Consider the following 13,753-nt stretch of genomic DNA (forward strand, 5'->3'; position numbering starts at 1 on the left):
CCACGCGGGCGCGGGAACGATCAGGGACGGGCTACTGCTGTTGCACTGAGATCACCGGCGTCGGCGCGACGAACACCTTGGCGTGCATCTGCTCCCCGCCGCCACGACGCATGCCGCGTACCGGGCAGGCATCGAGATAGTCGAGGCCCACCGCCAGTTTCAGATGACGCTCGGGCTTGGCCAGTTCATTGGTGACATCGAAGCTGTACCACGCGTCGTCGAGCCAGGCTTCAGCCCAGGCGTGACTGGCCAGGTGTTCGCTATTTTCGCTGAACAGATAACCCGACACATACCGCGCTGGAATCCCCAGGCTGCGCGTGCAGGCAAGAAACGCATGGGCGTGATCCTGACAGACCCCGGCGCGCCCGGCGAACGCTTGAGCGGCGCTGGTGTCGACTTCGGTGGAGCCCGGCGTGTAGGTCATGTGCTGGTTGAGGCCATGCATCAAGTCGATCAACGCTGTGCGATCGCGCCGTTGGTGACATTGCTTCTCGGCGAATGCGCGTAACGCTTCATCCGCCTCGGTCAGTCGAGTGAAACGCAAGAACGGCAGAGCTGACTGGCTCTCATGCTCGGCCTCACGCAACTCATCGATGTCCACCAGGCCTTGTGCGCCGATGATGATCGCCTCATGCGGCTCGTCCATCGTCAGCACATGCAGGATGTTGCCAAACGGATCGAGTTGCGCACGCACTGGCCGTGGCAGGTCGAGCTGCCAGCTCAGTACGTGCTGACGCTCGCTGTCGTGAGGCGTCAATCGCAAATACTGGATGCTTGCCCGCACCTGATCTTCGTAGTGATAGGTGGTCTCGTGGCTAATGGAAAGTCTCATGCAGCCTCCAGATAGGAACTGTGTATGGCGTTGCCCAACTGGCGCACCAGCGGGATGAACTCGGTCAGCCAGGCGTGCAGGCCTTCGTCGAGGATTTCGTTGATACCGGTGTAACGCAGCCGCGCATCCACTTCTGCTGCCAGACGTTGCGCAGGACGGCCATTGGTCCCCGGCAGGCTGGAGAGGATCTGGTCGATTTCCTCAGTGCAGGCACGCAGCGAACGCGGTACGTCGGCACGTAGCAGCAACAGCTCGGCGACGTGCCTCGCGCCAGGCGCGTCGCGGTAGATCTCGGTGTACGCCTCGAACGACGACAAAGCCCGCAGCAACGCACTCCACTGGTAATACGCGTGGGCCGTACCATCGCTGACCGCCTCGGCCTGATCACCGGCCATTTCGTAGCGGGCATCGAGCAGGCGTAGCGTGTTGTCGGCCCTTTCGATGAAGGTCCCCAGGCGAATGAAACGGAAGGCATCGTTGCGCATGATGGTGCCGTAGCACGCGCCCCGGAACAGGTGGGAACGTTCTTTGATCCACTCGCAGAAACGGCTCATGCCATAGCGACTGAGGCCCTGTTCGGCGATACCGCGAATCTCCAGCCAGGTTGCGTTGATGTTTTCCCACATGTCGGCAGTAATCCGCCCACGTACTGCGTGAGCACTGGCCCGCGCGGCGCCGAGACAACTGTAGATACTGGCCGGGTTCGCCGAATCCAGGGCGAAGAAGTGCAGCAAACGCTCGGCATGCAATTGACCGTGGCGCTCAAGGTAATCGTCCAGCGTGCCGGTGATCAGCAAGGGCATCGCCAATTCGTGCAGACCATCGCCGCGCCCATCCTGCGGCATCAATGACAGCGAATAACTGATGTCGAGCATCCGTGCGAGGTTTTCCGCCCGTTCCAGGTAACGCGACATCCAGTACAAATCCGAGGCGGTTCTACTTAACATGGCAGGTTTCCTTCAATCCTCGACCACCCAGGTGTCCTTGGTTCCGCCACCCTGGGACGAATTGACCACCAGGGATCCTTCGCGCAGGGCTACACGGGTAAGGCCACCGGGTACGACCCGGGTTTCGCGGCCAGACAGGACAAATGGACGCAAGTCGATGTGCCGCGGCGCGATGCCGTTTTCGACAAACGTCGGGCAGGTCGACAGGGACAACGTCGGTTGGGCGATATACGCGTGGGGCTTGGCCTTGATGCGTGCGCGGAACGCTTCGATTTCGGCGGCGGTGGCCGCGGGCCCGACCAGCATTCCGTAACCACCGGAACCCTGGGTTTCCTTGACCACCAGCTCAGGCAGGTTCGCCAACACGTGAGAAAGCTCTGACGGGTTGCGACACTGCCAGGTCGGCACGTTCTTCAGGATTGGTTCTTCGTCCAGGTAGAAACGAATCATCTCGGTCACGAACGGATAAACCGACTTGTCGTCCGCGACACCGGTGCCGATGGCATTTGCCAGCACCACATTGCCGGAGCGATAGGACGACAGCAGTCCTGGAACGCCGAGCATCGAATCCGGATTGAACGCCAACGGATCGAGGAAAGCATCGTCGAGGCGACGGTAGATCACGTCGACGGCTTTCGGCCCGTCCGTGGTGCGCATGAACACCTTGTCGTCGCGCACAAACAGGTCCGCGCCTTCCACCAGCTCCACGCCCATCTCCCGCGCCAGAAACGCGTGCTCGAAGAACGCACTGTTGAAGCGCCCGGGAGTCAGTACCACGACACTCGGATTGTCCAGCGGGCTGGAGCTTTTCAGCGTGTCGAGCAACAGGTTCGGGTAATGATCGATGGGCGCGATGCGCTGGGCGGCGAACAACTCGGGGAAGAGCCGCATCATCATCTTGCGGTCTTCGAGCATGTAGCTGACGCCACTGGGCGTGCGCAAATTGTCTTCGAGCACGTAGTACGTGCCGTCGCCATCGCGCACCAGATCGACGCCAGAGATGTGCGAATAGATATCGCGGTGCAGATCCAGCCCTTGCATGGCGAGCTGGTATTGCTCGTTGGCCAGCACTTGTTCGGCCGGGATGATGCCGGCCTTGATGATGCGCTGCTCGTGATACAGGTCGGCGAGGAACATGTTCAATGCCTTGACCCGCTGAATACAGCCGCGCTCAACGATCCGCCATTCGCTGGCGGGGATGCTGCGGGGAATGGTGTCGAAGGGAATCAGGCGCTCTGTCCCCTGCTCATCACCATAGAGCGTGAAGGTTATCCCGGCACGATGAAATAACAGATCGGCCTCGCGTCGCCGTTGTGCCAAAAGCTCGTCAGGCGTTTCAGCTAACCAACGGGCGAACTCCCGATAGTGCGGGCGGACCAGGCCGCCAGCGTCGTACATTTCATCAAAATAGGTGCGGATCATGCCGTACTCCTTGTCACCCGGACACCTGGACTTCGCAAGGCCCGTGCCAGTGGCATAAACGCTTTACTATCAATCGGTTGGCTAATCACCGAAGACACGCCGCACCAATCCTGTGCAGTAAATGCCCCAACCCGTTCGTCCCCCGCTTCATTGCGAAGCAATGCTCATGGTCAATACCCGCCTAGCCAGAGTTGATTTCACGGCCTGTGTGCGGTTGCGATCCTTTGACTTCTCAATGTCCGAAAACGAAAACGGCCAACCCTGAGGTCAGCCGTTGCTGAGTGTTGTCGCTGTTCATAGTGTTATGCGAGTAGCCCTCGTACCTCCTGCTTGACGCCCCATCCTTCGATAATCCCCCCCAAAGGCTCGACCACCGCCTCAAAGTCCTGTTCAAAGTCACCGATGCCGCCATAAGTGGCGTACATCACCTTGCTCAACTCCAAATGCCAGGCACCGTCATCACGCACGCTGACCTGCGCATTCAAGGACTCACCGCGAAAATGCCCTGCCGCCCTGCGTGCCCGCTCCTCATCCGGAAAAATGGCGTAGAACTCGATGGGATGGAACCGTGAAAAATCAAAACCGCCTTCTTTCATGCGGCGCAGCACACTGCTGCTGATGTCTTCTTGATAGGCTGTGCTCATGAAACGTCCTCCTCAAACTGATGGATAGACTTTCCGTACTCCCTGCGCCCGCAACCGAATGGTGAGGGCGATACGGCAATCAAATTGCCGCCGGGAAACAAGCATGTAGCTGACAAGACCAGACCTTAGCGATCCATTCGCTGATCTCGTTTGCAGAGTAGCCCCAAGTCAGAGTTGCTGCCAAGGCCTGTTTGCGAGTCGCATCAAGTGGTTATGCAATTGGCGTGATACTGAGAATTTCAATGCTGTTCTGATCTTTCAGGCTTTTGACCGTCGGGTCCTCGGTTCGCCCCTCCAGATCATTGAGATCGAGCTCGGCCGGAACAGGGAGGAGTTTTGAGCGAATCAATTGCGCGGCCCGCTCCATCGTGGGTTTTTGTTCGCAATCGAATTGCTCCACGGTCTGCACGCCGTGATCATCTACGAAGGTGACTTCCCACTTTTGCATCGGTGCCTCCTTGGTAAAACCCACAGATGGGCTTACAACATCTCGACCCCGAATACCGGAAAATCGTTCCTCCTGAATCCATCGGTTTGATATGAAAAAGGCCGCCGGTTGGCAGCCTCTTTGCGAAAAGCACGGCATTACTTCTCGGCGCGTGCTTTCAGGGCTTTCAAGGTATTGAAGGGTGCGTCGACCACAAACTTGTTGGCCAGCCAGGACGGCACGCTACCACCTGGTTCGGTGTGAACCTGATAGGTCACTTCGACCTGGTCCGCGCCTTTTGGAACAAGTTTCCAGAAACCCTGGACCTGGGTGACACGAACAAAGCCTTTTTCTTCAGGCAGGTAGGTCGGTACGCCTTCAAGCTTACGCGTCAGGCTGCCATCGGCGCCTTCGACAGTAGTCACGTGCAATACCGAGTCACGCGCAGTCACCGGCCATGGGGTGCTGAACTGCGTGTAGGTCCAGCTTTGATCGCCTTCGTGCTTGAGCAACTTCTGCACCTTGCACTCATGAATCCAGGCACACGCGCCAGGCACGTCTTCCTGAAGCGCGCGCAACTTGGCCACGGAGGTCTTCATTACGGTCACACCGCGGTAGGCCTTGTACTGAGACCCGGCGACTTCACTCAGGGAAACCTTGATTCCGTCCTCATCCTTGGCAGTTTTCCAGTCTTCGGCCTGGGCTGTCGTGGCCAACAGAACGGTCAAACCACACAACACAGCGATACGATGCAGCGAACCCATAGTCTTATTCCTTATTGTTGAAGTTCCGTTCGTTGAACACACTACGCCGCGGTCATTTTCTCCCACCAACCGATCAACTTGATGGCTTCTTCCCGGCTGTTGCCACACACCTCGACATCCGCCTGAAACGCGCCACAGACCGCCGGCCGTTCAGGCTTGCCGAAAATACGGCACAGATTATCGACAGACAGTTGCACACAACGTTCTCCCGCCGCTTTGCCGTTTGGCATGCCGGGGATGGGTGTGCTGATGGAAGGGGCAATGCAACAGGCGCCACAGCCTTCACGGCAGTTCATGACGACACGCTCCTCGCGACGGGTAATGTGTTGGATAACGTGGACTAGAGTACCCGCTAAAACAGCCGTTTGAAATTGGCCGGATAGAGGTTTTTCGCTCAAACACGCGTGACTGACCAGTCTCCGACCAAGCGTCAGGTGCGCGGGTCACAGAGCAATGTGCGATTTTACTGCTTGAACTGGAATTCCAGTGCCGCACCGTCGACCTCTCGGTGCTCTTCCTTGCGCATTTGCAACTGCATTTCGTTACTGAGCAGGCGACCGTTAAGCTGGAACGGGCTGTCAGCCTTGATTTTTTCACCAAACATGGGCGGCAGCAAAGGGGCATGTTTGACTAGCGGAACAGTGCCAACAGGTTGTAACTGCTTAACCATGTCCGGCGGCAGGCTCAAATCCAGCTTGGCTGGAGGCAAGTACGTGGTTCTGACCACCTCGCTCGCGGATTTTGATTTTGAGGCAATGGGTGGGCGTTTCTTTTGTGACTTCGGCTTCTTTACTGCTTCGGCCTTTTTGGCTGGTATGTGTTTTTTTGTCGGCACAACGGGCTTTGCCTTCACCTCAGAAGTGCTGATGCCCCCTTTATCCGGGGCGGCCGCAGCCATTGCGCTACCCGGCATGAAGACACTCAAGAGGCACGCCAACATCAAACCAGCAGGAAAAATCGCTTTCATGAACACTACAGCGCTAACGGCAGAGGGCCATATGCTCGCTTGTTGTAAGGCTCCTGACAAGCTCGCATAGCAATCCAGCCCCCGGTGCACGTCAAAAACCGCCAGCCGTCTCCTGACAAAGCTGAGTGGCCAGCATCCCGAGTGTCATCAGCGCCCGCTCGGCCTCACGATTCCACGGCGTGCCGCAGTTCAAGCGAATGCAGTGATTGAATTGTTCGGTGTTACTGAAAATCAGCCCCGGCGCGATACTGATGCCCTGCTGCAACGCACGGACATGCAGTTCCTGCGTATTGACCCGCCCCGGCAGGCTGACCCATAGAATGAAGCCACCCGTGGGCCGGGTTATCTGAGTTCCCTCAGGGAAATACTGCTGTACCGCCAACTGGAAGGCGCTGAGGTTCTTGCGGTATTCCTGGCGAATGTAGCGCAAATGACGATCGTAGCCGCCGTTCTCCAGATAGGCTGCGATCCCCATCTGCGTCACGCTGCACGCCGAATGGGTGCTGAAGGTCTGCAGCCGCTGGATTTCCTGCTGGTACTTGCCGGCAATCATCCAGCCGATGCGCACACCGGGTGACAGGGTCTTGGAGAAACTTGAGCAATAGATGACCCGATCCAGCCGGTCATAGGCTTTCAGCGATTTGGTACGGCCTTGCTCGAACATCAGTTCGCCGTAAATATCGTCTTCGACCACTTGGATATCGAAGTCCGAAGCCAGACGCAGCAGCTGTTTTTGCCGCTCTTCCGGCATGGTGCCACCCAGTGGGTTGCTCAGGCGCGTGGTCAGCACCAACGCCTTGATCGACCACTGGTTGGCGGCCAGTTGCAAGGCTTCCAGACTCATGCCCGTCGCCGGGTCACTGGGGATCTCGATGACTTTCAAACCCAACAAATCGGCAAGCTGCAACAAGCCGTAGTAGGTCGGCGACTCAGCCGCGATCAGATCGCCAGGACGCGTCAGGACGCGCAACGACATTTGCAGCGCATCGACGCAACCATGGGTGATGACCACTTCCGATGGGTCGACCACTACACCGGCATCACGCATGCGGATCGCCACCTGGCGACGCAACGGTTCAAAACCCGGACTGAACATGTAACTGAACGCCCGCGGGCTGTGAAACCGCGTGACCTTGGCCAATTGCTGGTGCAGTGCCCGTACCGGCAGATAGTCGACACTGGGCACCGCAGCGCCTAGCGGGAAAACCCCTTCGCGACGCGACTCGACCAACACTTGCTGAATGATACTGCTGCGCGTGACCAGGCCGGGACGTTCGACACGCGCGATATCCGGCGTCGGCGCGGTCAATGCCGGGGTCTGGTGGACGTAGTAACCCGACTGTGGGCGTGCGCGAATCAGCCCCTGATCTTCGAGGTTGGCATATGCCTGAAGCACCGTCGCGTGGCTGACATTGAGCTGCGAGCTCATTTTGCGCACAGAAGGCACGCGCTCGCCGGGCTGATAGACACCACGCCGGATATCCTCAGCCAATTGCTGAGCGATACGTTGATAGAGCAAGAGATTGGTCATGACGCAGCACTCGATTTCACGGGCATTTTATTCTTGTGTGAAACTTTACCGGAACAGTTTAGAAGTGTACTGGGACAGTTGCCACAATAGTCGACCATACAGTGCAGTGACAGCAAAAACTGTACTGTTTTGAGAGCCATTTCGCAGGTATAAAAAAACCCGGCACCACTGAGGGGCCGGGTTTTCCAGTAACGCTGACCTTAGCGGGCAGCGCCGAGCTGGCCTTTTTCGTCGGAGAACACAATTTCGACCCGACGGTTCTGCGCACGCCCCCGCTCGGAAGCGTTGGCCTCTACCGGGTATTCATCGCCGTAGCCTTCGACTTGAATGCGCTTATCTTCGATCCCCAGATCGATCAGCATGTCCGCCACCGACTGGGCGCGATCGCGAGACAGCTTCAGGTTGTCCTGCTTGCCGCCGGTGCTGTCGGCATAACCTTCGATACGCACCACGCGCTTGGGGTTGAGCTGCAGAAACTGGACAATTTTCAATACGGTGCGATTTGCCGAGTTTTTCAGCTCGGCTTCACCGGTGTCGAACAGCACATCCCCCAGGGTCATGACCAGACCGCGATCAGTCTGGGTCGTAGCCAGGTTGATGATTTGCTCTTCCAGCCATTTACCCTGTTGTTGCACGCTGAGCAGTTTGTTCTCGCGCAACGCCAACTGCAGGCGCTGACGCTCCAGCTCAAGCTTGGCCCCACGTTCGTCATTCAGCGCTTGCTCGGTGTGTTGACGGGCAATTTCGCTGTAACGCTGACTCAGGTAAGCGTAATGCTTAACATCCGGGCCGCTGCCCCAGTAGGTCGACAGACGATCAGCCCGGGCAAGCGACTCACCCGCCCGAATCACGTCCTTGGGCGCGATGCGCAGCACGTTCGAATCTTCCTTGACCTTCTGAAAGTCAGCGCTGGCTTGTTGCAATGCCGCCGCGCTGTGTTGACCTGCGCAGCCGGCAAGCCCTGCGCAACCCACCAGCAGCAAACCGCCCAGAATGGTGTTTTTCAGGCTCATTGGGCATCTCCCAGTTGCTTGCGCAGGCGAGTGATGCGGGTGTTGAGCACGTTCAGCTTTTCCTGGCTCTTCACTGTCAGAACCTTTGCTTCGGCCAGACGCGCGTCCAGCTCTGCCTGTTCGGCCTGCATCCGCGCATCCTTGAAGGCTTGAGTGGTCATGTCGGCCTTAGCCTGAGCGAACTTGCCTTCAGCGAGTTTCAGCTCTGGCACGTCTTCAGTCGTTGCCCCGACAGCGGCGGCCTGTTCCAGGGCCCGTTCGGTCAAACGCAATTGTTCATTCGGCGCCGGATCGGCAGCACAACCCGCCAGGGCCATAACGGCCATGGCAGCGAAAAGAGGTCGAAGAGTCACTAAAAATCCCTACTGTTTTGGGGTGCTGACGGGTTGCTGCAAGTGTGCTTTCCAGCGCTCCAGATTGCGCTGCAGCAGGGCCTGCGTCAGGCCGGACGCGGGCAATTCTGTCATCTTTTTCGACAACTGTCCGCGTAACCATGGATCGTTGCAGGCAGAGTTGCGGGAAATGGCAAGGAACAGCCCCGGTCGGTCGATCGGTTGCGGATACGCTTGCACATCGTTGGCCATGCCCAATGTCTGCGCCATGGCTATCCCGGTATAACGCCCGGCGAGCACGTAGTCCGCGTCACCCAGTAGCAACTTCTGAAAAGCCTGTGTCAGGTTCGGTAGGCTCATCAAGGTCAATTGCTCTTGTGCGTAGGCCTCGAACGGTTGTGTCAAACGAGCCTTTGCCGAGACTGCGCCAACATGCCCACGCAAATCCTGCGCCTCGTTGTAGACCCATGCCGAGCCCTTGCGGGTCCAGACCAGATAGTCGTTTTCCAGCAACGGCGGCTGGATGTAGTCCAGTGATTCGAGTTGATTGTCCATCAGAGGCGCGTCGGCCAGCATGTCGATACGCCCGCTACGCACTTCATCCAGCGCTTGAGATCGATTGCCGGCGTACAGCAACTCGACCTTGATCCCCAACTCCCCCGCCATCTGCTGCAACAAGTCAGCGCTGGTACCGATCAAGTGCGTCGGGTCTTGCGGGTCTTGCCACAGATACGGTGGTGCATCCGGACTGCCGGTCACCACCAGCCGCTCGCATTTGCCCGCAGCGACTGACAGCGAGGGCAAAGCCAGCAGGCTCAGCAGCACCCACAAGGCGCTCCAGCGACGCAAATCCATGGCGTATTTCCCCACACTCAAATCGCAGACAATAAAAAACCCGGCCAAAAGGCCGGGCTCTTTATAAGTCAAGCTGCTGGATTAGACCAGCTTCTCAAACTCGGGGATAGCTTCGAACAAGTCCGCCACCAGGCCGTAATCGGCCACCTGGAAGATCGGCGCTTCTTCGTCCTTGTTGATCGCAACGATCACTTTGGAGTCTTTCATGCCGGCCAGGTGCTGGATCGCGCCGGAGATACCGACGGCGATGTACAGCTGTGGCGCAACGATCTTGCCGGTCTGACCGACCTGCATGTCGTTGGGTACGAAACCTGCGTCGACCGCCGCGCGGGAAGCGCCAACAGCAGCGCCCAGCTTGTCGGCCAGGGCGTACAGGTGCTTGAAGTTGTCGCCGTTCTGCATGCCGCGACCGCCGGAAACGACGATCTTGGCAGCGGTCAGTTCCGGACGATCGGACTTGGCCAGTTCTTCGCCAACGAAGCTGGAAGTGCCAGCGTCGTGAGCAGCCGCAACTGCTTCAACGGCAGCCGAACCACTTTCGGCGGCAACCGGATCGAAACCGGTAGCACGCACGGTGATGACTTTTACCGCAGCGTTGGACTGAACGGTCGCGATTGCGTTGCCGGCATAGATTGGGCGCTTGAAGGTGTCAGCGCTTTCAACCGAGATGATCTCGGAGATCTGGTCAACGTCCAGCTGAGCGGCAACGCGCGGCAGGATGTTTTTACCGTTGGAGGTGGCAGCAGCCAGGATGTGGCTGTAGCCCTTGCCCAACTCTGCTGCCAGCGGTGCAACGTTTTCTGGCAGTTGGTGTGCGTAGGCAGCGTTATCGGCGACCAGCACTTTGGCCACGCCAGCGATTTTCGCGGCAGCTTCAGCTACAGCGCCAACGCCCTGACCGGCAACCAGAACGTGGATGTCACCACCGATTTTGGCGGCAGCCGCCACGGTGTTCAGCGTGGCTGGGGCCACTACTTTGTTGTCGTGTTCGGCGATTACCAAGATAGTCATGATCAGATTACCTTCGCTTCGTTTTTCAGTTTCTCGACCAGTTCAGCCACCGACTTGACCTTGATGCCTGCGCTGCGTGCAGCCGGCGCTTCGACTTTCAGGGTTTTGTTGGTAGAGGCGGTGGAAACGCCCAAAGCGTCAGGAGTCAGCACTTCAAGCGGCTTCTTCTTGGCTTTCATGATGTTTGGCAGGGACGCATAGCGCGGCTCGTTCAAACGCAGGTCGGTGGTGACGATGGCTGGCAGTTTCAGCGAAACGGTCTGCGCGCCGCCGTCGATTTCGCGAGTCACGGCAACTTTGTCGCCAGTGACTTCGACTTTCGAAGCGAAAGTGCCCTGACCGTATCCGCTCAGTGCTGCGAGCATCTGGCCAGTCTGGTTGTTGTCGCTGTCGATGGCTTGTTTGCCAAGGATCACCAACGAAGGCTGTTCCTTGTCGACAACAGCCTTGAGCAGCTTGGCAACAGCCAGGGAAGTCAGGTCTTCGGTGGATTCGACGAGGATGGCGCGGTCGGCACCCAGAGCCAGCGCGGTGCGCAGTTGCTCTTGAGCGGTGGACGGGCCGATGGAGACGACGACGATTTCAGTCGCAACACCTTTCTCTTTCAGGCGTACGGCTTCTTCCACTGCGATTTCGCAGAAAGGGTTCATCGACATCTTGACGTTAGCGAGATCGACGCCGGAGTTGTCCGCTTTGACGCGAACCTTGACGTTATAGTCGACCACTCGTTTGACAGCTACAAGAACCTTCATGGATTCCTCGTTACTCTCCGGTGAAAAGAAAGTCGCCTAGGCGAACCTGGCGGTTGATGCTCATCGGGCACAAGGGCACCTCTAAAAACGCCGGCATTTGTACTGGGTGACCCAGCTCACGAAGCGTAATGACCGTTCGTCAGTGGTGACTAACGAGTCATTCTTTGTCGCGACGTGTAAACTTCGCGACAAACCCGTGCTGCGCGTCACCTTGTACCGCCTTCGCCCTGTCTTTAGAGGTGCTCTTGAAACCAACAGTCAGCCTACGGCGAGCGCAAAACCGCCCGTATCTTGACCGGAACACCTATTCCGGTCAATACGCCAAAATGGCCAGTCATAAGCCGCGCTTCTTTGATTTCTCTGGGCTGGAGCAAATTCAAACAAACGTTTGTATTGGACGCTAAGAGTGGTGTAGATATAATGCGCCGCCTAGAGAGAAAGGTGGCTCATCGATTGTCCTCTCCCAGCGTTGTGCAGGGATTCATGGATGCGACACCAAACCTCCAATTAGAAAAAAAACTGTTGAGCCTTGAGTAGGAGATAACCTGTGGAACGCGAATACATGGAATTCGACGTGGTCATCGTCGGTGCCGGCCCCGCTGGTCTTTCCGCCGCCTGCCGATTGAAGCAGAAGGCCGCCGAAGCCGGTAAGGAAATTAGCGTCTGCGTGGTCGAAAAAGGCTCCGAAGTCGGCGCTCACATTCTGTCTGGCGCGGTGTTCGAACCTCGGGCGCTGAACGAACTGTTCCCGGACTGGAAAGAACTCGGCGCGCCGCTGAACACTCCGGTCACTCGCGATGACATCTTCGTTCTGAAGAACGCCGATGGCGCGATCAAGATTCCAGACCTCTTTGTGCCCAAGACCATGCACAACGAAGGCAACTACATCATCTCCCTGGGCAACCTGTGCCGCTGGCTGGCTCAGCAGGCCGAGAACCTGGGCGTAGAGATCTACCCGGGCTTCGCCGCTCAGGAAGCACTGTTCGACGAAAACGGCGTGGTTCGCGGGATCATCACCGGCGACCTTGGCGTTGACCGTGAAGGTAATCCGAAAGAAGGCCTGTACACCCCAGGCATGGAGCTGCGTGGCAAGTACACGCTGTTCGCCGAAGGCTGCCGTGGCCACATCGGCAAGCAACTGATCAAGCGCTTCAACCTCGACACCGATGCCGACGCCCAGCACTACGGCATTGGCCTGAAAGAAATCTGGGAAATCGATCCGGCCAAGCATCAGCCAGGCCTGGTGGTGCACACCGCCGGTTGGCCGCTGGACATCATGGGCACCGAAAACACCGGCGGCTCGTTCCTCTATCACCTGGAAAACAACCAGGTTGTAGTCGGCCTGATCGTTGACCTGTCCTACAGCAACACTTACCTGTCGCCGTTCGACGAGTTCCAGCGCCTCAAGCATCACCCGGTGCTCAAGCAGTACCTGGAAGGCGGCAAGCGCATCAGCTACGGTGCGCGCGCGATCTGCAAAGGTGGCCTGAACTCGCTGCCGAAGATGGTCTTCAAGGGCGGCGCGCTGATCGGTTGCGACCTCGGCACCCTGAACTTCGCCAAGATCAAAGGCAGTCACACCGCCATGAAGTCCGGCATGCTCGCCGCTGACGCCGTGGCCGACGCCCTGTTCGCAGGCTCCGAAGGCGCTGATGAACTGAACAGCTACGTTGAATCGTTCAAAGCCAGCTGGCTTTACGAAGAACTGTTCGCCAGCCGCAACTTCGGCCCGGCGATGCACAAATTCGGCCCCATCATTGGCGCTGGCTTCAACTGGCTCGACCAGAACATCTTCGGCGGCAAACTGCCGTTCACCTTGCACGACACCAAGCCGGACTACGCTTGCCTCAAGCTCGCGGCCGACAGCAAGAAGATCGACTACCCGAAACCGGACGGCAAACTCAGCTTCGACAAGCTCAGCTCGGTGTTCATCTCCGGTACCAACCATGAAGAAGAACAGCCTTGCCACCTGAAACTGGCCGACGCGAGCATCCCGATCAGCAAGAACCTGCCGCTGTACGATGAGCCTGCTCAGCGCTACTGCCCGGCTGGCGTGTATGAAGTGATCACCAAGGAAGACGGCGAGAAGCGCTTCCAGATCAACGCCCAGAACTGCGTGCACTGCAAGACCTGCGACATCAAGGACCCTGCGCAGAACATCACCTGGGTAACGCCGGAAGGTTCTGGCGGCCCGACTTACCCGAACATGTAAGTCAAATTGCCAAACATCAAGGCTCCCGAAATGGGGGCCTTTTT

The 13,753-nt window shown here is 58.0% G+C and carries 15 protein-coding genes; 1 reads left to right on the plus strand and 14 read right to left on the minus strand.

Annotated features, from left to right (window positions below):
* Positions 1-31: 31 nt before the first annotated feature.
* The 14 genes from AABM55_RS20060 to AABM55_RS20125 form a co-directional block, all read right to left on the minus strand.
* Entirely contained in the window at positions 32-832 is an 801-nt protein-coding gene (locus tag AABM55_RS20060) for a transglutaminase family protein (protein WP_347927495.1), read from the minus strand.
* Entirely contained in the window at positions 829-1,779 is a 951-nt protein-coding gene (locus AABM55_RS20065) for an alpha-E domain-containing protein (protein WP_347927496.1), read from the minus strand. The genes AABM55_RS20060 and AABM55_RS20065 overlap by 4 nt, the downstream gene beginning before the upstream one ends.
* A gap of 12 nt (positions 1,780-1,791) precedes the next feature.
* On the minus strand, positions 1,792-3,201 hold the full coding sequence (locus AABM55_RS20070; RefSeq protein ID WP_103317616.1) for a circularly permuted type 2 ATP-grasp protein: 1,410 nt from the start codon (positions 3,199-3,201) through the stop codon (positions 1,792-1,794).
* A 302-nt stretch (positions 3,202-3,503) separates the two neighbouring features.
* Positions 3,504-3,845 carry a ribonuclease E inhibitor RraB gene (locus AABM55_RS20075; protein ID WP_019689386.1) on the minus strand — a complete coding sequence of 114 codons (342 nt, stop codon included), beginning with the start codon at positions 3,843-3,845 and terminating at the stop codon, positions 3,504-3,506.
* Between the two features lie 211 nt (positions 3,846-4,056).
* On the minus strand, positions 4,057-4,293 hold the full coding sequence (locus tag AABM55_RS20080; RefSeq protein WP_054593316.1) for a hypothetical protein: 237 nt from the start codon (positions 4,291-4,293) through the stop codon (positions 4,057-4,059).
* 137 nt (positions 4,294-4,430) lie between these two features.
* On the minus strand, positions 4,431-5,036 hold the full coding sequence (locus tag AABM55_RS20085; RefSeq protein ID WP_347927498.1) for an START domain-containing protein: 606 nt from the start codon (positions 5,034-5,036) through the stop codon (positions 4,431-4,433).
* Positions 5,037-5,077: 41 nt separating this feature from the next.
* Positions 5,078-5,332, minus strand: a complete 255-nt coding sequence (locus tag AABM55_RS20090; protein WP_347927500.1) for a YkgJ family cysteine cluster protein — start codon at positions 5,330-5,332, stop codon at positions 5,078-5,080.
* A 167-nt stretch (positions 5,333-5,499) separates the two neighbouring features.
* Positions 5,500-6,003 carry a translation initiation factor 2 gene (locus tag AABM55_RS20095; protein ID WP_347927502.1) on the minus strand — a complete coding sequence of 168 codons (504 nt, stop codon included), beginning with the start codon at positions 6,001-6,003 and terminating at the stop codon, positions 5,500-5,502.
* A gap of 91 nt (positions 6,004-6,094) precedes the next feature.
* Positions 6,095-7,534 (minus strand): PLP-dependent aminotransferase family protein, encoded by a 1,440-nt coding sequence (locus tag AABM55_RS20100; RefSeq protein WP_054593319.1) that lies wholly within the window; start codon positions 7,532-7,534, stop codon positions 6,095-6,097.
* 200 nt (positions 7,535-7,734) lie between these two features.
* Entirely contained in the window at positions 7,735-8,547 is an 813-nt protein-coding gene (locus AABM55_RS20105; RefSeq protein ID WP_103317623.1) for an OmpA family protein, read from the minus strand.
* Positions 8,544-8,900: a DUF4398 domain-containing protein gene (locus AABM55_RS20110; protein ID WP_347927505.1), complete on the minus strand. Its 357-nt coding sequence runs from the start codon at positions 8,898-8,900 to the stop codon at positions 8,544-8,546. The genes AABM55_RS20105 and AABM55_RS20110 overlap by 4 nt, the downstream gene beginning before the upstream one ends.
* Positions 8,901-8,909: 9 nt before the next feature.
* Positions 8,910-9,734 (minus strand): transporter substrate-binding domain-containing protein, encoded by an 825-nt coding sequence (locus tag AABM55_RS20115; protein WP_347927506.1) that lies wholly within the window; start codon positions 9,732-9,734, stop codon positions 8,910-8,912.
* An 81-nt stretch (positions 9,735-9,815) separates the two neighbouring features.
* Positions 9,816-10,745, minus strand: coding sequence for an FAD-binding protein (locus AABM55_RS20120; protein ID WP_347927508.1), 930 nt, complete (start codon positions 10,743-10,745; stop codon positions 9,816-9,818).
* Between the two features lie 2 nt (positions 10,746-10,747).
* Positions 10,748-11,497: an electron transfer flavoprotein subunit beta/FixA family protein gene (locus AABM55_RS20125; protein ID WP_347927510.1), complete on the minus strand. Its 750-nt coding sequence runs from the start codon at positions 11,495-11,497 to the stop codon at positions 10,748-10,750.
* Between the two features lie 547 nt (positions 11,498-12,044).
* Between AABM55_RS20125 and AABM55_RS20130 the strand changes: the two genes are divergently transcribed.
* Positions 12,045-13,709 carry an electron transfer flavoprotein-ubiquinone oxidoreductase gene (locus AABM55_RS20130; RefSeq protein WP_347927512.1) on the plus strand — a complete coding sequence of 555 codons (1,665 nt, stop codon included), beginning with the start codon at positions 12,045-12,047 and terminating at the stop codon, positions 13,707-13,709.
* Positions 13,710-13,753: the final 44 nt, after the last annotated feature.

It is taken from the genome of Pseudomonas helvetica (assembly GCF_039908645.1).
GTDB lineage: Bacteria > Pseudomonadota > Gammaproteobacteria > Pseudomonadales > Pseudomonadaceae > Aquipseudomonas > Aquipseudomonas helvetica.